This is a genomic window from Cellulomonas sp. KH9 (assembly GCF_900114185.1).
Taxonomy (GTDB): domain Bacteria; phylum Actinomycetota; class Actinomycetes; order Actinomycetales; family Cellulomonadaceae; genus Cellulomonas.
The window spans coordinates 460232-483641 of sequence record NZ_FOSE01000001.1 but is presented as its reverse complement, the minus strand read 5'-3'; the positions used below and the strand labels follow the sequence as shown (position 1 = coordinate 483641).

The following is a 23410-nucleotide window of genomic DNA, read 5'->3' as shown; positions in this document are numbered from 1 at the left end:
GACGGCCACCGTGATTCACCGGTCCCGGTCGTCGGGTCCGTAGTAACCGCATGAGGAGAATGACGTGCCCACTGGCATCGTGAAGTGGTTCAACGCTGAGAAGGGCTTCGGCTTCATCGCCCCCGAGGACGGCGGCCCGGACGTCTTCGTCCACTACTCGGCCATCCAGACGCAGGGCTACCGCTCGCTCGAGGAGAACCAGCGCGTGCAGTTCGACGTGCAGGCCGGCCCCAAGGGTCCGCAGGCCTCCAACGTCGCGCCTGCCTGAGCCACACAGCTCACTGAGCCCTGAGGGCTCACGCGAAGGGCGTCCCGACCACTGGTCGGGGCGCCCTTTCGCCGTTCCCGGGAGAGGACGTCCCGGCGGGACGGCCCCACCGTCACCGATGCCGCCGAGCTCCGCCGCAGGCCGTTCATCGGTTGTGCGCCTATCTAGTCAGGCGTACTGTCTAGTCCATGCCCCGACGCACCCCGCCGCCCGACGCCGAGCCCCTCGGTCCCCCGTGGCCCGGTGAGTGGCTGCGCGGGGTGCTGTCGCTGTGCACGCTGCGCGTCCTGGCGGACGGCCCCACCTACGGCTACGACATCGCCCAGCGGCTCGCGGACGCGGGCCTGGGCGACATCAAGGGCGGCACGCTCTACCCGCTGCTCGGCCGCCTGCACGCGGCGGGCCTCCTCGACGAGGAGTGGCGGCCGGGTGACGGCGGCCCCGGGCGCAAGTACTACGCGCTCACCGACGCCGGACGCACCCACCTGCACCACGAGGCCGTGCGCTGGGCACGCTTCGCCGAGCTCACCCAGACGTTCGTGACGGACCAGGAGGCCCCCCGATGAGCAGCGACAGCACCTCTCTCGCACCGCACGTGACCCCCACCTGGCGCGACGCGTTCGTCGTCGAGCTGCGCCTGCGGGACGTACGCGGCGACGCGATCGGCGACGCCCTCGCGGAGGTCGACGCGCACTGCGCCGACTCCGGGCAGGACGCGATGACGGCGTTCGGCGACCCCGCCGGGTACGCCGGCGGGCTGGCCGACGTGCTGCCCACCCACCGTCGCACGCCCGTGCGGGACGTCGTCGCGGTGGTGCTCCAGACCGCCGGCGTCATGGGGACGGTGTGGTCCGTGCGGCCGTGGCTGCGCGGTGAGCCCCTGACCGCGTCGACCGGACCCGTGGTGACCGCGGCCCTGTGCCTCGTGGTCGCGGTCGTGCTGTGCCTCGCGCCCGCACGTCCGCTGCGATGGTTCGCGCGCGCCCGGTGGTGGCAGGTCGCGCTCGCCGGGACCGGGATGACCGCGGTGGTCGTCGCCCCGGGGGCGCTGCTGCCGAACGCGCCGCTGACGGCCCCGTCCGCACCGCTCGCCGCGGTGAGCGTCCTGCTGCTGGCGGTGGGCGCCGTCACCCTGTTCCTGGACGCCACCCTGAGCGACGAGGTCCGCGGCCCGGCCGACGCACCCCGCCCGCGCGCACGCCTGCGCGCCGCCCTGCTGAGCGCCGCCCTGCCGGCGGTCGCGCTGCTCGTGGCCGCCGCGCTCGCGCTGCTCCTGCCCTGAGCCCGGGACGGGCCCGGTCCGCCGAACCCCGGCCTGCCCGCCCCGGCGCCGGACGCCTCAGCGGCTCCAGCGCCGGACGACCAGGCCGAGGCCCACGGCGAACGTCGCCCCCGCGATGCCCAGGTACGGGCCGTAGAAGCGGCGCAGGAGCGGCGCAGCGGCACCGGACGCGGCGGCGACGGCACCACCGACGGCGAGGGAGCGCGCACCCCGGGCGCCCAGCGCGTGCAGCGCCAGCGGCGCGGCGGGCACGTGCGCGGCGCCCGCCTCCGCGGCGTAGACCTTGACCGGCACGCCGTTGAGCGCCTGCCGCCAGATCCCCCGCGCGCCGGCGGCCGCCAGGTCCAGGGCGGCGCGCTCGCGCATCGCCCCGGTCGTCAGCGGTGCGAGCGGACGGTGCCCGCGCGCGGTGAGCGCACGCGTGACGAGCACACCGGCCACGGACCCGACCGCCAGGCACGCCGCCGCGGGGACGACCCGGCGCGGGTGCGCCGCCGCCACCAGCACCAGGTACATCTCCGAGGTCACGGGCAGGCTCACCGCCTCCGCGAAGCCCCAGACCACCGCACCGACCAGGCCGCCGGGGCCGGACATCACGCCGCGCAGCACGCGCCACGTCGCCGAGCGCGACGGCACCGGCGGACCGGCCGCCAGCATCCCCTCGATCTGCGCGACCAGCGGCTTCATGTCCGTGAGCGTGTGCGGGTCGACGGGGTGCCCCACGCGCACCTCGACGGGGCCGGGCGTGAGCCGCCCCTTCTTGGCCAGCAGCTCGTGCGTCCCGACGATCGCCACGGGCAGGATCGGTACGTCGAACTCCTGCGCGATCCGCAGCGCACCGCTGCGGAACCGACCCAGCCGGCCGTCCGTGGATCGCGTGCCCTCGGGGAAGACGAACAGGCTGGACCCGCTGCCCAGGACCTGCGTGGCGCCCTCGATCAGCGACTCGTACCCGCCGCCGCCCTTGCGACGCACCGGGACGGCACCGATCGCGATCTGCAGGAACCGCGCCTTCCAGGCCGCGTCGAACCAGTAGTCGCCCGCGGCGACGACGACCGGCTTGTACGGCGCCGGGAACGCGGCGAGCAGCGCCGGGGTGTCGGCGTGCGACGAGTGGTTGGCGACGACGACCATCGGCTCGTACGGGGCCGCACCGACGACCCGGAACCCGCCGACGAGGTGGAACGCGTTGCGCCACACGAGGTGCCGGACGGCGCCCGCCACGTTGAAGCCGGGCGGCAGCCCCACGCGGCGGCGCAGCCGGCGGAACGCCTCGGCCGGTGCGTGCCCGTGGTGGCCCTCGGCACCGGACGCGGCGTCGGGGGTCGCCTCCGGGCCGTCGGCGCGGGGCTCGTCGGCGCCCGCGGTCCGCGGCTCGTCGGCGCTCATGCCAGCACCCACGCCAGCGGCAGGACCAGCAGCAAGGAGTCCACGCGGTCGAGCAGCCCACCGAACCCGGGCAGCCACGTGCCCGCGTCCTTGACGCCCGCACGCCGTTTCACCATCGACTCCACCAGGTCACCTCCCACACCACCGAGGACCACCGCCACGACCAGGCCCGCGGAGAACGCGCCGAGGACGAGCAGCACGATCGTCCCACCCACGGCCGCCCCCACCAGACCACCCACGGTCTTGTGAGGGCTGAGCGGCGACAACGGGCGTCTGGCCCACGCGAACCGCTTGAGCCCCTGTCCCCCGCACCACGCGGCGACGTCGGTCGCCGCCGCGGCGAAGCACAGCAGGAACGCGTCGGACCCGACCAGCACGAGGTGCGCGAGCGACCAGCACAGCCAGATGGAGCCGAACGCGGCACCCGTCGCGCGCTCGACGCCGCGGTCGGCGTCCCCGACGAGGACGGCGGGCACGGCGCACAGCAGCGCCACCAGCGGGACCAGCGCCAGCAGCCCGGGGTCGAGCCACGCGGCCAGCGGGTAGGCGACGGCCAGCACGAGCAGGAGGGCCGTCTCGGGGCGCGGCAGGCGTGTCATCGCCGCGAACTCGCGGACCGCCTGCAGCGCGAGCAGCACCGCCAGCAGTGCGGTGGGCCCGGGCCCCAGCCACATCGGGATCCCGATGACCGGCAGGATCAGCGCCCACGTCGTCCAGCGCCGCCGCAGCTCGGGCCGGCGGGACGCGAGCACGGGCACCGCGGCCACCGCGAGGATGGCGGCGGTGAGGGCGAGCAGGAAGACCGCGCGCCCGTCGAGGTCGAGGTGCCAGGACCCGAGCCGCAGGTCGAGGGCGTACGCGGTGCGGTCCAGACCGGTCCACGCCGCGAGCGGGTCGAGGACACCCGGCCGTTGCGTCGGCTCGACGCTCACGCGACGCCCGGCGCGTGACGGATGCGGCGCGCCCGGACGACGGCCGTCAGGACCGATCCCACGACGACGACGACGGCCACGGGCGTCAGCAGCGCGGGCACGGCGGCACCCAGCACGGCGAGCGCGCAGCGCTCCGTCTTGCCGAGGGGGCCGCCGTTCAGCCGCGGCGCACCGGCGCCGGCGCCGGCGAGCGAGACGAACGTCGGCAGGGTCGCGGCGACCGTGGCCACCAGCACCCAGTCCAGGGGTGTCAGACCCGCCACGGGGTCACCGCCCGTGCGTGCGGCGAGCACCGCCAGCCCGGCGAGCATCAGCAGGTCCGACGCGCGGTCGCCGAGCTCGTTGAGCACGAACCCCCAGGGCCGCGACACCCCGCGGGCGCGGGCCACCGCACCGTCGAGGTTGGCCCCGGCGAGCCGGACCGCGAGCAGCACGAGGGCGGGCAGCCACCACCCGAGGGCCAGCGCGACACCCGCCAGCGCCGCACCGGCGACACCGACCGCGGTGAAGACGTCGGGCGTCGTCCCGCGTGCGACGGCACGGTCCACGACGAGGCGCAGCCGCCGGGTGTACCAGGGCTTCAGCGCGTACAGCGACGGCATGGCGGCGACTGTACCCACCGACGGGGGCGGGCCCGGGGCGCCGCGGGTGCCCGTCACCCACGGCATGCGGGTGATCCCTGGGCGGACCGTCCCAGGCCGGACGGCGGCCACCCCCTACACTCGGGCCCGTGATCTTCAAGGCGGTGGGCGAGGGGCGCCCGTACCCGGACCACGGGTTGACGACCCCCGCGCAGTGGGCGGACGTCCCACCGCGTCAGGTGCGGCTCGACGAGCTGGTCACGACGAAGCGGACCCTCGACCTCGACGCGCTGCTGGCGGAGGACTCGACGTTCTACGGCGACCTCTTCGCCCACGTCGTGGAGTACAAGGGGATCCTGTACCTCGAGGACGGCCTGCACCGGGCGGTGCGCGCAGCCCTCCACCAGCGTGGCCTGCTGCACGCACGGGTGCTGGTGCTGTGACCGTGGGCCGGGGGCGACGGAAGGGCGGGGCCTCGTGAGCGACCAGGACCGTGCGCGCGCGCTGCGGCGGCGGCACATGCACGAGCGGCAGGCCGTGGTGTTCGGCGTGCTGCTCGCCGGCCTGGCGGTGTCCGGGCTCGGCGCGGCCGCGCTGTACACCGACAGCCTGTCCCTGCCCTTCCTCGAGCGCGAGTTCACGGCGCTGCCGACGGAGGACGCGGAGGACGTGCGGACGTACTGCCCGCCGGAGGGCGCGCTGCCCGTCGCGACGAACGGGATCACGGTCGACGTCTTCAACGGCGCGGGCATCGACGGTCTCGCGGGCCAGGCCGCGTCCCTGCTGACCGAGCGCGGCTTCGTCATCGGTCAGACGGACAACGCCGCGAAGGTCAGCGGCGTCGGACGCATCATCTACGGCGTGGCCGGCAGCGCGGCGGCGTACACGCTGCAGGCGTACGTTCCGGACGCGGTCCTGACGCCCGACTCCCGGCAGGAGGCCGTCGTCGACCTGGTGGTCGGCAGCGAGTTCGCCGGGCTGGCGCCGCAGGAGGAGGTCCTCCTGGACCCCGCCACGCCGCTCGTCGGCCCCGAGGGCTGCATCCCGTTCCAGGAGTTCGCCGACGCGGGGGCCGCGCAGCAGCCGGCCGCGGAGCAGCCCGCCGAGGAGCAGCCGGCGGAGGAGCAGCCCGCCGAGGAGCAGCCCGCCGAGGGCTGACTGCCCCGTCCCGCCGCGGCATGCCTCGCGGTGCACCGTCCCGGTGCGCCCGCAGGCGGCGCACCGGCCCTGGGGCCACCCGCAGGCGACCCCAGGGCGGTCAGCGGGTCAGCTCGTCGCCGCCCGGGACGGACGCGGGTGTGGCCGGCTCGTCGTGGGTGCCGCGCCACCGGGCGACCACCCGCATGAGGTGGTAGAGCCCGATCGCCACGGCCGTGCCGATCGCGATGCCCTCGAAGCGCAGGTCACCGGCGTCCCAGGTGAAGTTGGCGATGCCCACGATGAGGGCGACGGCGGCCGGCATCAGGTTGACCGGCGCCGAGAAGTCGACCCGGTTCTGCACCCAGATCCGGGCCCCGAGCAGGCCGATCATGCCGTAGAGCACCGTGGCCACACCGCCGAGCACGCCGGCCGGGATGGTCGCGACGACGGCACCGAACTTGGGCGACAACGCCAGCACGAGCGCGGTCGCGGCCGCCACCCAGTAGGCGGCCGTGGAGTAGACGCGCGAGGCGGCCATCACGCCGATGTTCTCCGCGTACGTGGTGGTGCCGGAACCGCCGCCGGTGCCGGCGAGCGTCGTGGCCAGGCCGTCGGCCATGAGGGCGCGGCCGACCATCGGGTCGAGGTCCTTGCCGGTCATCGCCGCGACGGACTTCACGTGGCCGACGTTCTCGGCCACCAGGACGAGCACGACGGGCAGGAACAGGCCGAGCACCGACCAGTCCACCGTGGGGGTGACGAACGGCGGCAGACCGATCCAGGCGGCCTCACGCACCGCGGCGAGGTCGACCTCGCCGCGGACGAGCGCCACGGCGTAGCCCACGAGCACACCGACGAGGATCGACAGCCGGCCCAGCAGACCGCGGAACAGCACCGTGACCAGCACGATCGCGAGCAGCGTGACCGTCGCCGTCACCGGCGCGGCCCGGAAGCCCGAGCAGGTGCCGTCGGGCTCGCAGGACCCCCACGCCGCCGGCGCGAGGTTCAGGCCGATGAGCGCCACGATCGTGCCGGTGACGACAGGCGGCATGAGCGCGTCGATCCACCGGGTGCCGGCCAGGTGCGCGACGATGCCGACGACGAGCAGCGCCAGACCCGTGACGAGGATGCCGCCGACGGCGACGGACTGCCCGCCGGTGGCCGTCGCGGCCGTGACCGGCGCGATGAACGCGAAGCTCGACCCGAGGTAGCTGGGGAGCCGGTTGCGCGTCACGAGCAGGAACAGCGCGGTGCCCAGCGCCGAGAAGAACAGGGTGGTCTGCGGGGAGAAGCCCGTGATGAGCGGCACGAGGAACGTCGCCCCGAACATCGCGACCACGTGCTGCATGCCGATGCTGACGGTGCGGCCCCACGCGAGTCTCTCCTCCGGTGCCACCACCTCACCGGGCAGGACGGTCCGCCCGTCGCCGTGCACGGTCCAGCCCCAGCTGCTCATGTCCGCTCCCTCTCCCGTGGTGATGCCGACGCGAGGGTAGCGATGCCGCGCGCTGCGCAGCAGGGACCGACGTCCGCAGTGGCGGCCCACGCGACGGCCCGCCCCGACGGACCCGGGCGGGGCGCCGGCCCGCGCGCGGCCGTTGCCCGAAATGTTACGGCTCTCGTGCTGCGGGCGTGCCTCCCGTACCGTGGTCCAGCAGCGCTCACCGACCCGGGAGAACCTCCGTGACGACAGCCCCGGGCCCCGACGCGCCCGCCGCCGCCCAGCCACCCGCGGCCGCCGCCGCCCAGCCACCCGCGGCCGCCGCCGCCCAGCCACCCGCGGCCGCCGCCGCCCAGCCACCCGCGGCCGCCGCCGCCCAGCCACCCGCCGTTCCCCCGGCTCCCGCCGGACCGACGGACCCGGTGCCGTCCGCGCCGCCCCGCGGGCCCCGCCTGGCGCGTGACGCGCTGGTGTGGCTGTTCTTCGTGGCCGTGCACGTGTGGGGCGCCCACCTGGGTACCGGACCGATGGCGGGCGCGTACACCGACGTCGAGCTGTACCGCTCGTGGGCGCAGACGGGTCTGGAGTACGGTCAGTGGCCCGTGCTGGACGGGGCGTGGGTGTACCCCGCGGGGGCGTTGCTGCCGATCCTGGTCCCCGCCGTCGTGAGCACCACGTCCACCGTGGCGTACACGCTCGGATGGTGCGCGCTGGTGACCGTCCTCGACGCCGTGGCCGTGGCGATGCTGCTGCGCCGGCGTCGGGGCCACCTCGCGGCGACCTGGTGGATCGCGTTCCTGCTGCTGCTGGGCCCCGTCGCGATGGGCAGGCTCGACGCGGTGATCGCCCCGATGACGGTGGTCGCCCTGCTGGTGGCGCTGACGCACCCGCGCACGTCGGCCGTGCTGATCACCGCCGCGGCCTGGATCAAGGTCTCGCCGGGTGCGGCGATCATCCCCCTGCTGCTGGCCTCCCGCCGGCCCTGGCGGGACGTCGTCCAGCCGGCGGTGCTGGTGTGCGCCGTGGTGGTCGGCACGGTCGTCGCGCTGAGCGGCGGCGACGAGGTGCTGTCGTTCGTCCGCACGCAGGGCGAGCGCGGCCTGCAGGTGGAGTCCGTGGCCGCGACCGGCTGGCTCGTGGCCGGGCTGTGGACCCCGACGATCCGCCGGGAGTTCAACCCCGACATCATCTCGGTCGAGATCTACGGGCCGGGCACGCAGGCCGCGGCCGACGTGCTCGGCGCCGTCCTGCCGATCGCGGTGCTGCTGACGACCGCCCTGCTGTGGTGGCGGCGCAGGCGCGAGGGGCAGCACCTGTGGTCCGACGCCGCGGTGCGCGCCGACTTCGTGGTCCGCGGCACGTTCGCGCTCACGCTCGTGCTGATCGTCGCCAACAAGGTCGGCAGCCCCCAGTTCATCTCCTGGCTGGCGCCGCCCGTGGCGGCAGCCCTGGCGTTCGGGCTGCCGCGCTGGCGCGCCACCGCCGTGGCGGTGGCGGTCGTCGCGGGCGCGACCCAGTGGGTCTACCCCTGGTACTACCCGCTCGTGATGGGTGGCCAGCCGTTGAGCACGATGGTGCTGGTGGGGCGCAACGTCGCCCTCGTCGTGCTGCTCGTCGTCACGGTGGTGCACCTCGCGCGCGTCCCACGGGTGCCCCCGGTGGCCGGAGAGGGTCCGGCCACCGAGGGGACACCGGGCGCCGACCCGTCAGGCGCCGTGGGCGACGAGCCAGGCCAGCAGGTACGCGCGTGAGCTGCCGTCGTCGATCGACGTGTCCGGCAGGTCGAGCGCGTCCTGCCAGGCCGCCGCGGCATCCTGCGGGCCGGCGAGCGCCCGGTACATCAGCAGGTAGTCGCCGAACATGACGTCGGGGCCGTCGGGTGACGCCTCCTCGACCGCCGCCCGGATCGTCTCCGGGTCGACGTCGACGGCCAGGTAGTCGGACACCGGGCCCATCGGGATGAGCAGGATCCCCAGCATCGCGCTGGGCTCGGCGCTGAACCACGTGGCCCAGTCGCGCTTGCCGCCCCAGTTGAGGGCGACGACGCGGTGCTCGAAGCCGTCCATGACGGGGTCGTCGAGGTCGGGGTCGGTCCAGTAGTCGCGCGCCGACGCGGCCTCCGCGGACGCGAGCCACGTCGCCTGGGTCAGCAGGTCGTCCTGGCCGGACGCCTCGGCCCACAGCCCGACGCCGTTCCACGCGTTGACGGCCTCCGACGCGGACTCCTGGTTGTTGCCGTCGGCGAACGGTGACGTGCCCGACGCCCACGCGTGGCCCGCGTAGGGGTCGAACGTGCGCAGCTGCGGCAGCTCGTCGGACGGCTGCGCGGCGGCGATGTCGGCCGCGAGCACGTCCATGACCGGGGCCACGTCGTCGACCAGGTCCGGGTCGTCGGCACCCAGCAGCCCGGCGGCCGACAGCAGGTAGCCGTAGTGGAAGTGGTGGTCGTTGAGCTCCTCGGACCCGAAGGACGGGGTCCGCCCGATCACGGACCGGGCCGCCGCGTCGTAGACGAAGCAGCGCGCGTCGCGCTCGTCGCAGCCGGTGGGCTCGGACCACTCCCGCAGCGCGTCCGACACCCGGGTGCGCAGGTCGGCCACCAGGTCGTCGGCCCCGAGCTGCTCACCCAGCACGACGAGGGTGGCCGCGCGGTACAGGTGCTTGCCGCCGAAGTAGGTGTCGGAGGCGAACGCCTCCGTCCCGGCCACGTCCTTCTCGAGCTGCGCGAGGACCGCGTCGCGCCGCTCCGCCGGGATCCCGTCGAGGTCGAGCGCACCGGTCGGGCGCAGCGTCGGGGCGTAGGACGTGAGCGTCGACCCCGCGCACAGCTCCAGGGTCCCGTGCACGCTGCGGTACGTCCCCAGGCCGCACCCGTCGCGGTCCGGCTGGCTGCCGGTGGTGTGGTGCCGCATGAGCACGTACGCGGTGGACGTCGACCCGGCGGTGCGGTAGGTGAGCGTCGTGCGGGCCACGTCGTCGCCGACGCCGTAGGTGACGTCCACGCCCACGACGGGGTCGACGGCGGCGGCGGCGAGCACCTCGGCCGCGTCGTCGGACGCGTCGTCGGGCAGCGCGTACCAGGCGGCCGTCGCGCCCGCGGGCAGCACGAGCGTGCCGTCGGCGAGCGACCCGGCCGAGGCGGCCAGGCCCCAGGTGGTGCCGCCGACCTCGGCGGTGGCGACACCGTCGGTGAGGGCGTCGAACCCCTCGCCCGCGGCGACCTCGACGTCCGTCGCCGCGGTGAACGACACGAACGGCGAGCCCGCGGCGACGGTGACGTCACCGAGCGGATCGCCCGCGGCGTCGAGCAGGCGGGTGGTCACCGCGACGGGGTCCGCCGCGACGACCTGGGCGGACGCGGCCCCCACGTCGACCGTGACGGCCGGCACGTGCGGTCCGACGACGGCCCGGGCGCTGGTCACCGGGTCGGGCAGCCCGACGGTGAACCCGCCGGCGGTGAGCCCGAAGGACAGCGGCAGCGGGAACACCGGCTGCGGCTCCTTGCCGAAGACGAGCCCCGAGTACCAGCGGTTCGACGGCGGCGCGACCCCGTCGGCGAGACGCACAGGGTCGATCGTGGCGTCCGCCGCCTGGACGAGCGCACCGGTCAGCGCCGCGGTGTCGACCTCCGGCGGTGAGGCGTCCGGTGGCCCCGTGACGGGGGCGCCGGGAGCGCCGCCGCCGGGGGCGCCGGCCGCGGGTGCGGCCCCTCCCCCGGACCACGGCCGCGCGACGAGCAGCGCGGCGACCAGGACGGCAGCGACGAGCGCTCCGACGACGAGCATCCGGCGACCTCTCCCGGTGGCCGGCAGCCCCGTGCGGGCGGCCGTCATCGCAGCAGCCCCTCGACGTAGGTGCGGACCTTGCCGGCGACGGTCGTCACCATGCCCTCGTTGGTCAGCTCGATCTGCGCGACCACCGGGGTGCCGGCGGACACCAGGCCGTTGTCGGACCCGTCCTCGAGCGCCTCGGAGGTCATGCGGACGACCGCCTGGGCCTGGCCCGCGACCGTGGTGACCTCGACGCGCTCGACCGTGCCCTGCAGCGCGGTCTCGTTGGGCAGGGTGATGGTGACGTCCGCGCCGTCGGGCAGCCGGGAGTACTCCTTCGCCGTCAGCGTGTACTCCCCCTGCACGTAGAGGGTGTCGGCACGCTGCACGGTCGCGAGCGTCGAGGCGGACGGCACGAAGGTGCCGCGCTGCCCGGTGATCTGCGTGAGGCGGCCGTCCCCGCTGGCGAGCACGACCAGGCGGCCGTGCTCGTCGACCTGCGTGAACTCGGGGGGCTCGGTGACGAAGCCGTGCGCCCGGTCGTAGGTGAGGGCGGCGGAGTCGATGACGAAGAGCGGCTGGCCCTCGACGACGTCGTCGCCGACGTCGACGAGCTGGTCGGCGACCAGCCCGGCGTACGGCGTCCCGACGGCGTAGGACTCGGCGAGGATCTGTGCCGAGGCGCTGGTGGCGCGGCCCCGGGTCTCGTTGAGGTGGTAGGTCGCCAGGGCGGCGACGACGAGCACGAGGATCGTGCCCGCGAGCAGGCGGATGCGGCTGGCCCAGGTCATGGGATCACCTCTCGGTCAGCGGGGCGGGAAGTCGGCGCGCGACTCGGTGGCCGCCGGCGCAGCGGGCAGCGCGGCGGAGGCGCGGCGGCTGCGGTGGTCGGACGGGACCGCGGCGGGAGCCGCGGCGGGGTCGAGGCCGAGCAGGGCGGCCTCGGCCGCCTGTGCGGCGGTCGTGCGGGCGGCGAGGGCGTCGGCACGCCGCTGCGTGCGTGTCTCGGCACGGGCGCGCCGACCCTCCCGCCAGGCGGTGATGATGAAGCCGCCGAGGATGACGGTGTTCGTGGCGTTCCACGCCAGGGCCAGGGTGAAGACGCCCGACGTGTGGGTCTTCCACAGCGCCACGAGGGTCGTCACGAGCAGGAACTGGAACACCAGGACCTGCGGGAGCATGAACGCGAAGGGTGAGCGGTAGGCGCCCTTGCGTCCGGTGACGTGCCACGCCTGCTCGCGGCCCAGCACGGCGTTCACCAGGGCGCGCACGTAGATGGGGAACGACACGGACGCCAGCAGCAGGACCTCCCACCGGAACGACCCGAGCGTGTAGAACGCGAGCAGGATCTGCATGACGTAGAAGCCCGCGTAGTACATCGCCCACATCGCCGGCGTCAGCGTGAGGTTCATCGGTGACAGGTCGAAGTAGATCTCGAGCGGCGGCACCAGCAGCAGCAGCAGCGGTGCGATGCCCGTGAGGTAGTGGGTGGCGGTCACGAAGTACGCGATGCGCTGGTCCATCGTGAGGTTGCGCCTCGGTGACAGCGGGTTGTGGGTGAGCATGATCTCGAACCCGCCGGTGGCCCAGCGCAGCTGCTGCTTGGTGTACGCCTCGACTGTCTCGGGGGTGTCCCCGACGGCGAGCGTGGTGGGGATGTAGACGGTGCGCCAGCCCTGCTCGTGCATCATCAGGGAGGTCCACACGTCCTCGGACTTCGAGTCGGTGTAGATGCCGCCGATCGAGTCGACCGCCGCACGCCGGTAGATGACGTTGGTGCCGACGCAGAAGGCGGCGTTGAACCGGTTACGGCCCGGCTGGACGTACCGGTAGAAGACCGCCTGCATGTACCCCGCACCGCGGCTGATGACGGTGTCGAAGTTGCCGTACGTCTGCGGCGTCTGGACGAAGGCGACGTCGGACCCGGCGAAGAACGGCACGGTCTCGTGGAGGAACTCGGGCTTCGGCACGAAGTCCGCGTCGAGGACGACGAAGAAGTCGCCGCGGGTGAGGGACAGGGCGTGGTTGATGTTGCCGGCCTTGGCGCCGCCGCTCGACAGGCGGCGGACGTACCGGGCGCCGAGCTCGGCGGCCAGGTCGCGGACGTCGTCCGAGCGGCCGTCGTCGAGCACCCAGGTGGCGTGCTTGCCCTGCATCCGCACGGCGGCCGACACGGTGCGGCGGATGGTGCCGAGGTCCTCGCCGTAGGTCGTGATGAAGACGTCGACGGCGAGCGGGCGGTCCTCGAGGTACATCTGCCAGCGCCACGGCTCGTCCTCCGCGCCGTCGCGCAGGATCTCCGCGAGGTCGTAGAGCCGCTCCTGGGCGTGGTGGAAGGCGAAGCCGCGCGGGTTCCAGCCCGACGACAGCACGGTCCACATCGCCAGCAGCCCGTGCAGGATGAGGATCGACTCGGCGGTCATGACCAGCGCGTACGGCAGCCAGTCGCCCCGGTTGCCGGGGTTCAGCAGGAAGACGGCGTAGACGAGGATGCCCGCCGCGGCCAGCAGGACCAGCAGCATGAGCGAGGGGCTCTGCGCCGCCTCGTTCTCGGGGGCCCGGCGCGTGTGCGGCCGGGCCCGGGTGTCGTCCGTCCGCCGCGGGTCGAGGATCAGTCGGTCGAAGGTCGTGGCCACGTGCGCCCCCTGGGTGTCGTCGTGAGGTGCGACGACGTCCCCGGGATCGGGGCCGACGTCACGGTCGCGACGGCCTCGTTGGCGTCCGGTTCACGGTGACACCGACCGGAACGTTCCCGATCGGGGGTTTCGTCCCCGTGGATGTGCCCGACGGTAGGAGCGTTGCGCCCCGGGAGTCACATCCGAGGGCGGCGGAACAGGGCCGAACGGGGGTGCTCGACCAGGTTCGCGGCCCCCTGGGAACGCTCTCACCTGCGGGGACGTCCGGATATGTCCGTCCTGTGAACTTTCGGGCCCGAGCAGGCCCGTCCCACCATCCGGACATTCCGGGCGCCCCGCAGGGAGCCCGCGAGGCCTCAGCCCTGCGGCAGGTGCGGCGCGACGGCGTCGGCCACCAGCTGCAGGTGCTCGAGGTCCGCCAGGTCCAGGACCTGCAGGTACACCCGCTGCACGCCCTGCTCGGCCAGCCACGTCAGCCGCTCGACGGCCTCGTCCGGGGTGCCCGCGATGCCGTGCTCCCGCAGCTCGGGGACCTCACGGCCGATCGCCGCCGCGCGGCGCGCCAGCTCGGCCTCGTCCCGGCCGACGCACAGCACCAGCGCGACCGACTGCACGAGCGTCTCCGGGTCCCGCCCGACCTCGACGCACGCCTCGCGGATGTGCGCGATGCGACCGGGCACCGCCGCGATCTCCGGGAACGACTGGTTGTACTCGGCGCCGAACCGCGCGGCCAGCCGCGGTGTGCGGGTGGGGCCATCGCCCCCGACGATCACCGGGACGCCGGCACGCGACGGGTCCAGCGGCGAGCGCTGCACCGGCTTGGGCAGGGCCGGCGAGTCCGTCAGCGTGTAGTGCTCGCCCGCGAAGGAGAAGGTCTCGCCCACCGGCGTGCCCCACAGCCCGGTGACGACCTCGAGCTGCTCGGTGAGCAGGCCGAAGCGCTTGGCCGGGAACGGGATGCCGTACGCGGCGTGCTCGGCGGCGAACCAGCCGGCGCCGAGGCCCAGCTCCACGCGGCCACCGGACATCTGGTCGACCTGCGCGACCTGGATCGCGAGCACCCCGGGGTGCCGGAACGTCGCGGAGGACACCAGGGTCCCCAGGCGGATGCGGCTCGTCTCGCGCGCGAGGCCGGCGAGCGTCGTCCAGGCGTCGGTGGGGCCGGGCAGACCGTCGCCGTCACCCATCGCCAGGTAGTGGTCGGAGCGGAAGAAGGCGTCGAAGCCGAGGTCCTCGGTGGCGCGGGCGACCGCGAGGACGTCGTCGTACGTGGCGCCCTGCTGGGGCTCGGTGAAGATGCGCAGATCCATGCCGCCACCCTCGCACGCGGACCCGGACGGCTCCCGCCGTGGAGCGCGGACCGCACCCGGGGCCGTCGCGGTAGCGTCGCCCCGTGCGCAGGTGGACGTCCGACCGCAGGCCGCGGACCCTGTCGTGGTCCTCTCTCCTGCTGGTCACCGGGTGCGTGGTGCTCGTGCTGGTGTGCCTGGTCGTCGCCGTGCGCGGGCGGCCCGCCGCGCTCGTGCCGGCCGCCCTCGCCGGCCTCCTCGCGCTGCGCGAGGTGCGGCGCGTGCGGCGCACCCGCTGAGGGCCGCCCCGACGCGTTCGACGTGCGCGACCCCGCCGGACTTGGGACGGTGGGGACGTGCACGCCGCCACCCCGCTCAGCGCCGCCCTGGACGTCACGGACTGGCGACGGCGCACGTCCCAGACCTACGCGGAGGTGCGGGCACTGGCCGTGGAGGACCCGGCCGCCGCGCACGCCGTGTGGGTCCAGCAGCGCGACGAGCTGTTCGCGTTCCACCCCGCGTCCCCGCTGAGCCCCGACGCACGCGCCGACTTCGCGGGCCTCGACGTCGCCCCGTACGACCCGCGCTTCCGGTTCGAGGTGGGCGTCGAGCCGGCCGGCCCGCAGCGCCTGGACGTCGCCACCGGCACGGACGGCGTCGTCGGGTTCGACCGTGTCGGGACCGTGGTGCTGGGTGACCTCGGACGCCTCACGCTGTGGTCGCTGCGGGGGTACGGCGGCGGGCTGTTCCTGCCCGTGCGCGACGCGCTGGCCGGGCACGGCACGTTCGGCGGCGGGCGCTACGTGCTCGACACGGTCAAGGGGGCCGACCTGGGGTGCGACCGGGTGGGCCGCCTGGTCGTCGACCTCAACTTCGCCTACAACCCGTCGTGCGCGTACGACCCGACCTGGGCGTGCCCGCTGGCCACGCGCGCCAACACGCTGGCCGCGCCGGTGCCCGTCGGCGAGCGGACGCCGGAGCCCGGGGACGCACCGGTCGACTGAGCCCGGAGGCCGTCGCGGTGGTCCGGAGCGGCCGGGCCCCGCGCGCCCGGACCCCGCGCGCTCAGACCTGGCAGACGGGGCAGCGGTACAGCTTGCGGGTCGCCATCTCCTCGACGACCACGGGCGTGCCGCACACCCGGCACGGCAGGCCGCCGCGGCCGTAGACCCAGTGCCGCAGCGTCGGGTCGTGGCGGGCGGCCAGGCGCCCCGCGTCGTCGAGGTCCTCCCGGGTCAGCATGACGCCGTCCCGGATGCCGTCGGCCAGCAGCACGACCCAGTCCCGCCAGATCCCGCGGACCACCTCGGCCGGGACCCGCCGCCCGGGCGTCCAGGGGTCCAGCCGGGCGCGGAACAGCAGCTCCGCCCGGTAGATGTTGCCGATCCCGGCCACCACCGACTGGTCCATGAGCAGCTGCCCCACGGCCACCTGCCGGCGCGTCACGCGCTCGACGACGACCTCACCGGCGGCGTCGAGGTCCGCGACGTCCTGCGGGTCCGGGCCCAGCCGCGCGCGGACGGCCGCCGCCTCGTCGGCCGTCAGCACCTCGCACGCCGACGGTCCGCGCAGGTCCGCGACGACCGGCCCGGAGTCCAGGCGCACCCGCACCTGCCCCAGCGGGGGCGGCGGCCACGCGTCGTCCGCGGTGGCGTGCTCGGACTCGTCCTCCCCCAGGCGCAGGCGACGCGTCGAGGGCTGCGCGTCCATGACGGACCCCGGCCGCACGCGCGGGGCCCCCAGGCTGCCCCGCACCCGCTCGCCGTCGCCCAGGGGGCTGACGTCGCCGTACAGGTCCCAGGCGCCGTAGAGCCCCAGGTGGACGCGCAGCACGTCGGCGGTGTCGAACGTGCAGAACAGCTGCTTGCCGACGGCGGTGGCCCCGGTCATCGTGCGGCCGTCCAGGCGCGCGGCGCCCGCGGCGAACCGCCCCTGGGGCGAGCTGACGGCCAGGGGCCGCCCGACGAGGTCGAGGGCGAGCTGGCGCGCGACCCGATGAACGGTATGACCCTCCGGCACGGCCGCCACCCTACGACGGCTCCGCCCGGGTGACCGCGGGTGTGCGGACGAGGGCGCGGCGGCCGTGCCCTCGCGGCGGGTGTGCCGCGGCGCCGGGGTGTGCCGCGGCGCCGGGGTGTGCCGCGGCGCCGGGGTGTGCGAGGGTCGCGGGGTGGACGACGACGCGACGCTGCCCCCGCACCCGCCGACGACCCCGACGGGCGAGCCCGTGCCCGCCGCCCACGGGGCCACCGCGACGGCCGACCCGCACAGCATCGCGTCCGACACGGTCGCGAACCTGCGCGACGTCGGCGGACGGCCCACCGCCGACGGCAGGCAGGTGCGCCGCGGCCTGGTGCTGCGGTCCGCCGAGCTGCGGTCCGCGGCGATCGCCGACGACCCGGTCGTCGGCGGTCTCGGGGTGCGCACGGTCGTGGACCTGCGGACCGCGGCCGAGCGGGCCGCTGCCCCCGACGTCCTGCCGCCGGGTGCGCACGGTGTGCACGCCGACGTCCTGCAGGCCACGACGCAGGCCCCGGCGGCGGACCTGGGCGAGCTGCTGCGCCGGCCGCAGGAGGCGTCGCAGCTCCTCGCGGCGCTGGACCCCGCGGCCCAGATGCAGCGCACGTACGTCGACCTGGTCGTCGGGGAGTCCGGGCGCACGGGGTACGCCACGTTGCTGCGCCGGTTCCTCGACCCCGGGTCCACACCGGTGCTCTACCACTGCACCGCGGGCAAGGACCGCACCGGGTGGGCGACGACCGTGCTTCTGCTCGCGGCCGGCGTCGACGAGGCGGTCGCGCGCGAGGAGTACCTGGCCGTGAACCCCGCGCTGCGGGCGATGTACGGGCCGCTCCTGCAGGGCTTCGCGGACGTCGGGGGCGACCCGGCGCTGCTGGTCCCGCTGCTGGAGGTGCGCGAGGAGTACCTCGACGCGGCCCTCGGCGCGGTGACCGAGCACTTCGGGTCGTTCGCGGGGTACCTGCGCGACGGGCTGGGTCTGACGGACGTCGAGGTCGCGGCGCTGCGGGACCACCTCACCACGGCCTGACACCGTCCACGATCCGAGACAGCCACCCTCGGCCCGTGACGAACGACCCGATAGAGGCTTCTGACCTGCACTGACACCCAGCGCATCCGGGCGTCGTCGACGAGGCGGGCGTCTCGCGTTATGGGACGACTTGGCCGAACGCAGGCCGCGTGCTTCCATGACGACCATGGCCACCCACGACACGCCCGCCCCGCGCACGGCCCCCGCCGTCGCCGCCGGCATGTGTCGTGGCCGAATGTGTCGCTGACCGCGGCCCCCCGCGCGCCCCGCGCGCTCCCCTGACCCGCACGTCGCGCACCCGCGCCCGGGTCACCCCACCCGCCGCCGACCGGCCCCCGGCCGGCAGTGCGGCGCGACCCCCGAGGACCTCCCGTGATCGAGCTGTCCGGCCTCCGCAAGGTCTACCCGTCCCCCGACGGCGACGTCGTCGCGCTCGACGGCATCGACCTCACCGTCGAGCGCGGCACGGTGCACGGCATCGTCGGACGGTCGGGCGCCGGCAAGTCCACGCTCATCCGGTGCCTGACGGGCCTCGAGCGTCCGACCGCCGGGACCGTCACCGTCGACGGCGTGACCATCTCCGACCTGGCGGAGAACCGGCTGCGCACCGCCCGCCGCAAGACCGGCATGGTCTTCCAGCACGTCAACCTGCTCGACTCGCGCACCATCGCCGACAACGTGGCGTACCCCCTGGAGGTCGCCGGCGTGCGCCGCGCGCAGCGCGCCGCCCGGGTCGCCGAGCTGCTCGACCTCGTCGACCTGGGCCACCGCGCCTCCGCGTACCCGGCGCAGCTGTCCGGCGGGCAGAAGCAGCGCGTCGGCATCGCCCGCGCGCTGGCCACCGAGCCCGCCGTGCTCCTGTGCGACGAGCCCACGTCCGCGCTCGACGGCGAGACCACCCGGCAGATCCTCGGCCTGGTCAGCGACCTGCGCGACCGGCTGGGCATCACGGTCGTCGTCATCACCCACGAGCCGTCGGTCGTACGTGAGACGTGCGACGCGGCGACGCTGCTCGAGCACGGGCGGATCGTGCAGTCCGGCGCCCTCGCACAGGTCGTCACGCAGGTCGGCTCCCCGCTGTCCCGCGCCCTGGTCCCCGTGCCCGACGTGCCGCCCGGTCGTCGCCGCCGCCTGGTCGAGGCCGTCTTCGCGACCGACGCCGTCAGCACCGCCACCGCGTTCGGCGCCGTCGCGGCCCTCGGCGACGACGTGGAGGTGCTGTCCGCGACCGTCGAGCCGCTGGGCACGCTGCGCGTCGGCCGCCTCCTCGTCGACACGCCGCAGGAGCGGACCGACGAGGTCGTGGCGCTGCTGCGCGCCGCCGGGCTCGACCCCCTCGCGGCGCCCGCCGCGGACGACGCCGGGCAGGAGGTGGCGTGATGGGCGACCTGTGGATCGAGCTCACGACCAACCGCGTCATCACCGAGAAGCTGCCCGAGGCGACGCTCGAGACGCTGCAGATGGTGGGCCTGTCCGCGCTCATCACCGCGGTCGTCGGGCTGCCGCTCGGGCTCCTGCTGCGCTCCCTGGCCGCGGACGGCCTGCTGCCGAACCGCCCGCTGTCGGCGGTGCTCGGGTTCGTCGTCAACGTGCTGCGCTCGCTGCCGTTCATCATCCTCGCCGTCGCCGTGATCCCGCTGACCCGCGCGATCGTCGGGACGTCCCTGGGCTGGGAGGCCGCGGTCGTGCCGCTGAGCATCGGCACCATCCCGTTCTTCGCCCGCCTCGTCGAGACCGCCGTGCGGGACGTCGCACCGGGCAAGGTCGAGGCCGCGCGGGTCATGGGCTCGACGACGCCCAAGATCCTGCGGTCCGTGCTGGTGCGCGAGGCGCTGCCCGCCATCGTCTCGGGATTCACCGTCACCGTCATCGCGCTCATCGGGTTCTCCGCGATGGTCGGCGCGATCGGGGGCGGCGGCCTGGGCTTCCTCGCCATCACCTACGGCTTCCAGCGGTTCGACCCCGTCGTCCTCTACACGTCCGTCGTCGTGATCATCGTCCTGGTCACGGTCGTCCAGCTGGTCGGCGACGCCGTCGCGCGCCGCCTCGACCACCGGTGAGCGCGCCCGTCCGCGCCCTGCCGCCCCAGACCCGCCCCGCACCCGGGGGCACACCGAGAGGAACACCTGAGATGAAGAGAACCGTCCGCGCCGCCGCCGTCCTGTCCGCTGCGGCCCTGGTGATGACGGGGTGCTCCGCCGGTGGCACCGAGTCCGCCGAGCCGTCGGAGGGCGGGCTGACCACGATCACCATCGGCGCCAGCCCCGTTCCGCACGCGGAGATCCTGCAGTTCGTGCAGGACGAGCTCGCGAAGGACGCCGGGATCGACCTGGAGATCCAGGAGTTCACCGACTACGTGCTGCCCAACACGGCACTCGCCGAGGGCGAGATCGACGCCAACTTCTTCCAGCACCTGCCGTACCTCGACGCGCAGATCGCGGAGAACGGCTTCGACTTCGACCACTACGACGGCGTGCACATCGAGCCGTACGGCATCTACTCCGAGAAGATCGAGGACCTCGACGACCTGGCCGACGGCGGCGTCGTCGGCATCACCAACGACCCGGGCAACCAGGGACGGGCGCTCGACCTGCTGGTCGACGCCGGCCTCATCACGCTCGACGAGACCGACGGCGACCCCACGCTGCTCGACATCGACGAGAACCCGAAGAACCTGGAGTTCGTCGAGACGGCACCCGAGCAGCTCGTCGTGTCGCTGGCCGACGTCGACATCGCGATCATCAACGGCAACTACGCGCTGGAGGCCGGGCTGAACCCGGCGACGGACGCGATCCTGCTCGAGTCGGGCGAGGACAACCCGTACGCCAACGTCGTGGTGGTCCGCACGGAGGACCTCGACGACCCGGCGCTCGTCACGCTCGACGAGCTGCTGCACTCCGACGAGGTCCGCGCCTTCATCGAGGAGCGCTGGCCGGACGGCGAGGTCGTCCCCGCCTTCTGACGCACGCAACACGCAGCACGGCACGGGCCGGGCCACCTCCACCGGGAGGGGTCCGGCCCTCGCCGTGCGTGGTCCCGTCAGCGCGCGACGGCGTCGAGGAACTCCACCACCGCGCCCAGGTACACCGCGCGCGGCCCGTCCAGCGACAGCGCCAGGTCGTGCACGCCCCCGTCGACGACGACCTCGCGCACGTCCGTCCCCAGCCGCGGGGCGAGCGCGGCGATGGTCGCGACGTCGAGCACCGTGTCGGCGTGGTCGAGGGCCGGCCCGTCCGCGACGGCACCCTCGCCGTGCTCGACGGCCGAGCGCGCCGACCGCGCGACCAGCACGGGCACACCCACGGCGAGCCCGCGGGCCACCCGCAGCTGCCCCTCGCGCAGCGCCGCCAGCCACCCGGCCCGCACGGCCACCCCCTGCGGGCGCTTGAGCGTCGTGTCGACGTCCCACCGCTCCGCCAGCCGCGCGGCGTACCGCGACGGCCTGCGGGCGACGACCCGCAGCGGTGCCCGGCGCGCCAGGGTCCGCACCGCACCGTCCTGCACCGGGCGCACCCAGGAGCGCGCGACGGACAGGAACGGGCTGTCGAGCACCATCGCGTCCGCACCGCCGCGCTCCCGGTGGGCGTGCGCCCACAGCGCCGCGACCAGGCCGCCCGTCGAGTGGGCGTGCACGACCACCGGCAGCCCGGGCCACGCGGCGCGCGCGGCGGCGACCGCCTGCCCCAGGTCGGACGCCTGCTCGCGCAGGTCGCCCTGGTAGTGCGGCACCTCCCCCTCCCGCAACGAGCGGCCCGCGCGGCGGGCGTCCACGGCGAGGAACGCCCAGCCCGCGTCCGCGAGCACGTCGACCAGGTGGGTGGCGAAGAAGTAGTCGTTGTAGCCGTGCAGGTGCACGACGACGCCGCGGGGCGAGGCCGGCGCGCGTCCGGGCCGGACGAGCGTCAGCACGGGCGCGGCGCCCCCGGCGGCGACCGCACGCGCCTGCGGGCCCGGTGGCGCGGGCCGTCGACCCGGCAGCGTCCGGGCCTCGTAGCCCGGCAGCAACCGGTCCGGCAGCCAGCCGGGGTCCACGGTGCTCACGCGCCGCCTGTCGTCACGTCCCGCCGCCCGTCGACGCCCAGCCCGCGCGGGTACCGCACGGGGACGAACAGCACGAGCCCGAGGGCCAGGACCGCGACGATCCCGAGGATCCCCCAGTACTGCGCACCGCCCAGGCCGATCGCGATCGAGAACGCGGCGGGCGCGAGGAAGGTGGCCGCGCGGCCCGTCGTGGCGTACAGGCCGAACAGCTCGGTCTCGCGCCCGGGCTCGGCGAGGCGTGCCAGCAGGCCGCGCGACGCGGACTGCGCCGGCCCCACGCACGCCGAGAGCACCAGGCCCCCGACCCAGAACGCCTGCGTGCCCGCGTCGTGCAGCAGGAACACGGCGGTACCGGCGATCACGAGCACCACGAGGGCGGAGGTGACCAGCCGTCGCGGGCCGTACCGGTCGTCGAGCCAGCCGGCGCCGATGGTCGACGCGCCCGCGACGACGTTGGCGGCGATGCCGAACATGATGACGTCGCTCGCGGAGAACCCGAACGAGCCGGCCGCGAGCACCCCGCCGAACGTGAAGACGCCCGTCAGCCCGTCACGGAACACCGCGGACGCGATGAGGAACCGCAGGGTCGAGCGCCGCCCGCGCCACAGCTCGGCGACGTGCCGCCCGACCGCGACGTAGGCCCCGGCGATGCTGACGCGCGCGGGCGCCCCGGGACGGCGACGGTCCGGGACCATCACGAGCACGGGCACCGCGAAGACCAGGAACCACACGCCGGCGAGGAGCATGGAGACCCGGATGTCCAGCCCGCCCTCCGAGGTGACGCCGAACCACCCGACGTCCGGGTCGATGAAGCCGACGAACAGGATCACGAGCAGGACGATCCCCCCGACGTACCCGGCGCCCCACCCGATGCCGCTGACGCGCCCGATCGTCCGCGGCCCGCTGATCTGCAGCAGCAGCGCGTTGTAGGCGACGGACCCGATCTCGAACGCGATGGTGCCGATGCCCAGGAGGATGACGCCGAGCCGGACCGCGTCGGCCATGCCGCCCTCGACGGGCTGCACGAACCACAGCGCCAGGATGCACAGGCCCACGATCCCGGACGTCACCGCGAGCATGGGACGTCGGCGCCCACCGGCGTCCGCCAGCGTGCCGAGCGCGGGTGCGGTGAGCGCGACGAGGATGCCCGCCGCCGCGAGACCCCAGCCGAGCCACTGGCTGTGCAGCGCGGTGACGGCGACCGGGTCCTCACCCGGCTCGGCGAACGCGCTGCTCGTCAGCCACGTCGTGAACACGAACGTGGTGACGACGGCGTTGAACGCCGCCGACCCCCAGTCCCAGGCCGCCCAGGCGGCGATCTGACGGCGGGCGGGTGCGGGCTCGACGGCGGCGTCGACGGGAGCCTCGGCGGCGGGGTGACCCATGGGCGAAGGCTATGCCTCCGGGCACGCACCCCGCCGCGGCGTCCGGGTGAACGGGCGGCCGGTCTGCCGCCGTCGGTCGGCACCTGTGCGGAGGGCAAGGGATTCGAACCCTTGAGTACGGGGTCACCGCACCAACGGTTTTCAAGACCGTCGCTTTCGGCCGCTCAGCCAGCCCTCCCGGCGTCGACGTGAGCCGACGCCGGGAGT

The 23410-nt window shown here is 74.9% G+C and carries 23 protein-coding genes and 1 tRNA gene; 12 read left to right on the top strand and 12 right to left on the bottom strand.

What is annotated here, in order from left to right; all coding sequences use genetic code 11:
• Positions 1–64: 64 nt before the first annotated feature.
• The 3 genes from BMZ16_RS02190 (at position 65) to BMZ16_RS02180 (ending at position 1550) form a co-directional block, all read left to right on the top strand.
• Positions 65–268, top strand: a complete 204-nt coding sequence (locus tag BMZ16_RS02190; RefSeq protein WP_089797961.1) for a cold-shock protein — start codon at positions 65–67, stop codon at positions 266–268.
• Between the two features lie 188 nt (positions 269–456).
• Positions 457–834, top strand: coding sequence for a PadR family transcriptional regulator (locus BMZ16_RS02185; protein ID WP_089797960.1), 378 nt, complete (start codon positions 457–459; stop codon positions 832–834).
• Complete coding sequence (locus tag BMZ16_RS02180; RefSeq protein ID WP_089797959.1) at positions 831–1550, top strand: hypothetical protein; 720 nt, start codon at positions 831–833, stop codon at positions 1548–1550. Before BMZ16_RS02185 ends, BMZ16_RS02180 begins: the two co-directional genes overlap by 4 nt.
• Positions 1551–1607: 57 nt before the next feature.
• Here the strand turns inward: BMZ16_RS02180 and BMZ16_RS02175 are convergent, their stop codons facing one another.
• Genes BMZ16_RS02175 through BMZ16_RS02165 form a run of 3 tightly spaced genes read right to left on the bottom strand, consistent with a single transcriptional unit; the run spans position 1608 to position 4473 of the window.
• Positions 1608–2939 carry a lysophospholipid acyltransferase family protein gene (locus BMZ16_RS02175; RefSeq protein WP_089797958.1) on the bottom strand — a complete coding sequence of 444 codons (1332 nt, stop codon included), beginning with the start codon at positions 2937–2939 and terminating at the stop codon, positions 1608–1610.
• Positions 2936–3871 (bottom strand): phosphatidate cytidylyltransferase, encoded by a 936-nt coding sequence (locus tag BMZ16_RS02170; RefSeq protein ID WP_089797957.1) that lies wholly within the window; start codon positions 3869–3871, stop codon positions 2936–2938. Before BMZ16_RS02170 ends, BMZ16_RS02175 begins: the two co-directional genes overlap by 4 nt.
• Positions 3868–4473, bottom strand: a complete 606-nt coding sequence (locus BMZ16_RS02165) for a CDP-alcohol phosphatidyltransferase family protein (RefSeq protein ID WP_089797956.1) — start codon at positions 4471–4473, stop codon at positions 3868–3870. The genes BMZ16_RS02170 and BMZ16_RS02165 overlap by 4 nt, the downstream gene beginning before the upstream one ends.
• A 128-nt stretch (positions 4474–4601) precedes the next feature.
• Between BMZ16_RS02165 and BMZ16_RS02160 the strand changes: the two genes are divergently transcribed.
• Positions 4602–4895, top strand: a complete 294-nt coding sequence (locus BMZ16_RS02160; RefSeq protein ID WP_089797955.1) for a type II toxin-antitoxin system VapB family antitoxin — start codon at positions 4602–4604, stop codon at positions 4893–4895.
• A 34-nt stretch (positions 4896–4929) separates the two neighbouring features.
• Complete coding sequence (locus BMZ16_RS02155) at positions 4930–5610, top strand: LytR C-terminal domain-containing protein (RefSeq protein WP_089797954.1); 681 nt, start codon at positions 4930–4932, stop codon at positions 5608–5610.
• 100 nt (positions 5611–5710) lie between these two features.
• On the opposite strand, the gene BMZ16_RS02150 is transcribed toward BMZ16_RS02155, so the two are convergent.
• On the bottom strand, positions 5711–7048 hold the full coding sequence (locus tag BMZ16_RS02150; protein WP_089797953.1) for a uracil-xanthine permease family protein: 1338 nt from the start codon (positions 7046–7048) through the stop codon (positions 5711–5713).
• 227 nt (positions 7049–7275) lie between these two features.
• On the opposite strand from BMZ16_RS02150, the gene BMZ16_RS02145 reads away from it, so the two are divergent.
• Entirely contained in the window at positions 7276–8784 is a 1509-nt protein-coding gene (locus BMZ16_RS02145) for a glycosyltransferase family 87 protein (RefSeq protein ID WP_143082727.1), read from the top strand.
• Here BMZ16_RS02145 and BMZ16_RS02140 read toward each other — a convergent pair.
• The 4 genes from BMZ16_RS02140 to BMZ16_RS02125 form a co-directional block, all read right to left on the bottom strand.
• A complete protein-coding gene (locus BMZ16_RS02140) occupies positions 8740–10818 on the bottom strand; it encodes a glycosyl hydrolase (RefSeq protein WP_255366302.1) in 2079 nt (692 codons plus the stop codon). The genes BMZ16_RS02145 and BMZ16_RS02140 overlap by 45 nt on opposite strands.
• 44 nt (positions 10819–10862) lie before the next feature.
• Positions 10863–11594 carry an HlyD family efflux transporter periplasmic adaptor subunit gene (locus BMZ16_RS02135; protein WP_089797950.1) on the bottom strand — a complete coding sequence of 244 codons (732 nt, stop codon included), beginning with the start codon at positions 11592–11594 and terminating at the stop codon, positions 10863–10865.
• A 15-nt stretch (positions 11595–11609) separates the two neighbouring features.
• Positions 11610–13439 carry a glycosyltransferase family 2 protein gene (locus BMZ16_RS02130; protein WP_089797949.1) on the bottom strand — a complete coding sequence of 610 codons (1830 nt, stop codon included), beginning with the start codon at positions 13437–13439 and terminating at the stop codon, positions 11610–11612.
• Between the two features lie 356 nt (positions 13440–13795).
• Positions 13796–14749, bottom strand: coding sequence for an LLM class F420-dependent oxidoreductase (locus tag BMZ16_RS02125; RefSeq protein ID WP_089797948.1), 954 nt, complete (start codon positions 14747–14749; stop codon positions 13796–13798).
• Positions 14750–14832: 83 nt separating this feature from the next.
• On the opposite strand from BMZ16_RS02125, the gene BMZ16_RS02120 reads away from it, so the two are divergent.
• Together BMZ16_RS02120 and BMZ16_RS02115 are read left to right on the top strand one after the other, a co-directional pair.
• Positions 14833–15027 carry a hypothetical protein gene (locus tag BMZ16_RS02120; RefSeq protein ID WP_089797947.1) on the top strand — a complete coding sequence of 65 codons (195 nt, stop codon included), beginning with the start codon at positions 14833–14835 and terminating at the stop codon, positions 15025–15027.
• 57 nt (positions 15028–15084) lie between these two features.
• Positions 15085–15732, top strand: coding sequence for a DUF1684 domain-containing protein (locus tag BMZ16_RS02115; RefSeq protein WP_089797946.1), 648 nt, complete (start codon positions 15085–15087; stop codon positions 15730–15732).
• Between the two features lie 61 nt (positions 15733–15793).
• On the opposite strand, the gene BMZ16_RS02110 is transcribed toward BMZ16_RS02115, so the two are convergent.
• Positions 15794–16747: an Fpg/Nei family DNA glycosylase gene (locus BMZ16_RS02110; RefSeq protein ID WP_089798661.1), complete on the bottom strand. Its 954-nt coding sequence runs from the start codon at positions 16745–16747 to the stop codon at positions 15794–15796.
• Between the two features lie 151 nt (positions 16748–16898).
• Between BMZ16_RS02110 and BMZ16_RS02105 the strand changes: the two genes are divergently transcribed.
• From BMZ16_RS02105 to BMZ16_RS02090, 4 genes are all read left to right on the top strand, one after another.
• Complete coding sequence (locus BMZ16_RS02105; RefSeq protein WP_255366301.1) at positions 16899–17777, top strand: tyrosine-protein phosphatase; 879 nt, start codon at positions 16899–16901, stop codon at positions 17775–17777.
• A gap of 372 nt (positions 17778–18149) precedes the next feature.
• Positions 18150–19157, top strand: coding sequence for a methionine ABC transporter ATP-binding protein (locus BMZ16_RS02100; protein ID WP_089797945.1), 1008 nt, complete (start codon positions 18150–18152; stop codon positions 19155–19157).
• The gene (locus tag BMZ16_RS02095) at positions 19157–19837 is read left to right on the top strand and encodes a methionine ABC transporter permease (protein ID WP_089797944.1); all 681 of its coding nucleotides are present in this window, start codon (positions 19157–19159) and stop codon (positions 19835–19837) included. Before BMZ16_RS02100 ends, BMZ16_RS02095 begins: the two co-directional genes overlap by 1 nt.
• Before the next feature lie 71 nt (positions 19838–19908).
• Positions 19909–20739, top strand: a complete 831-nt coding sequence (locus tag BMZ16_RS02090) for a MetQ/NlpA family ABC transporter substrate-binding protein (protein WP_089797943.1) — start codon at positions 19909–19911, stop codon at positions 20737–20739.
• 77 nt (positions 20740–20816) lie between these two features.
• On the opposite strand, the gene BMZ16_RS02085 is transcribed toward BMZ16_RS02090, so the two are convergent.
• The 3 genes from BMZ16_RS02085 to BMZ16_RS02075 all read right to left on the bottom strand — a co-directional run bounded on the left by BMZ16_RS02085 (position 20817) and on the right by BMZ16_RS02075 (position 23381).
• Positions 20817–21818 carry an alpha/beta fold hydrolase gene (locus BMZ16_RS02085; protein ID WP_177199562.1) on the bottom strand — a complete coding sequence of 334 codons (1002 nt, stop codon included), beginning with the start codon at positions 21816–21818 and terminating at the stop codon, positions 20817–20819.
• On the bottom strand, positions 21815–23203 hold the full coding sequence (locus BMZ16_RS02080; RefSeq protein WP_089797941.1) for an MFS transporter: 1389 nt from the start codon (positions 23201–23203) through the stop codon (positions 21815–21817). Before BMZ16_RS02080 ends, BMZ16_RS02085 begins: the two co-directional genes overlap by 4 nt.
• 88 nt (positions 23204–23291) lie before the next feature.
• Positions 23292–23381, bottom strand: a tRNA-Ser gene (locus BMZ16_RS02075).
• Between the last annotated feature and the right edge of the window lie 29 nt (positions 23382–23410).

Bases quoted from the DNA above. Each gene is read 5' to 3' on its own strand.
- BMZ16_RS02165 (WP_089797956.1), bottom strand. From the start codon at position 4,473: ATGCCGTCGCTGTACGCGCTGAAGCCCTGGTACACCCGGCGGCTGCGC.
- BMZ16_RS02150 (WP_089797953.1), bottom strand. From the start codon at position 7,048: ATGAGCAGCTGGGGCTGGACCGTGCACGGCGACGGGCGGACCGTCCTG.
- BMZ16_RS02090 (WP_089797943.1), top strand. From the start codon at position 19,909: ATGAAGAGAACCGTCCGCGCCGCCGCCGTCCTGTCCGCTGCGGCCCTG.
- BMZ16_RS02125 (WP_089797948.1), bottom strand. From the start codon at position 14,749: ATGGATCTGCGCATCTTCACCGAGCCCCAGCAGGGCGCCACGTACGAC.
- BMZ16_RS02185 (WP_089797960.1), top strand. From the start codon at position 457: ATGCCCCGACGCACCCCGCCGCCCGACGCCGAGCCCCTCGGTCCCCCG.
- BMZ16_RS02140 (WP_255366302.1), bottom strand. From the start codon at position 10,818: ATGCTCGTCGTCGGAGCGCTCGTCGCTGCCGTCCTGGTCGCCGCGCTG.
- BMZ16_RS02080 (WP_089797941.1), bottom strand. From the start codon at position 23,203: ATGGGTCACCCCGCCGCCGAGGCTCCCGTCGACGCCGCCGTCGAGCCC.
- BMZ16_RS02180 (WP_089797959.1), top strand. From the start codon at position 831: ATGAGCAGCGACAGCACCTCTCTCGCACCGCACGTGACCCCCACCTGG.
- BMZ16_RS02135 (WP_089797950.1), bottom strand. From the start codon at position 11,594: ATGACCTGGGCCAGCCGCATCCGCCTGCTCGCGGGCACGATCCTCGTG.
- BMZ16_RS02175 (WP_089797958.1), bottom strand. From the start codon at position 2,939: ATGAGCGCCGACGAGCCGCGGACCGCGGGCGCCGACGAGCCCCGCGCC.
- BMZ16_RS02095 (WP_089797944.1), top strand. From the start codon at position 19,157: ATGGGCGACCTGTGGATCGAGCTCACGACCAACCGCGTCATCACCGAG.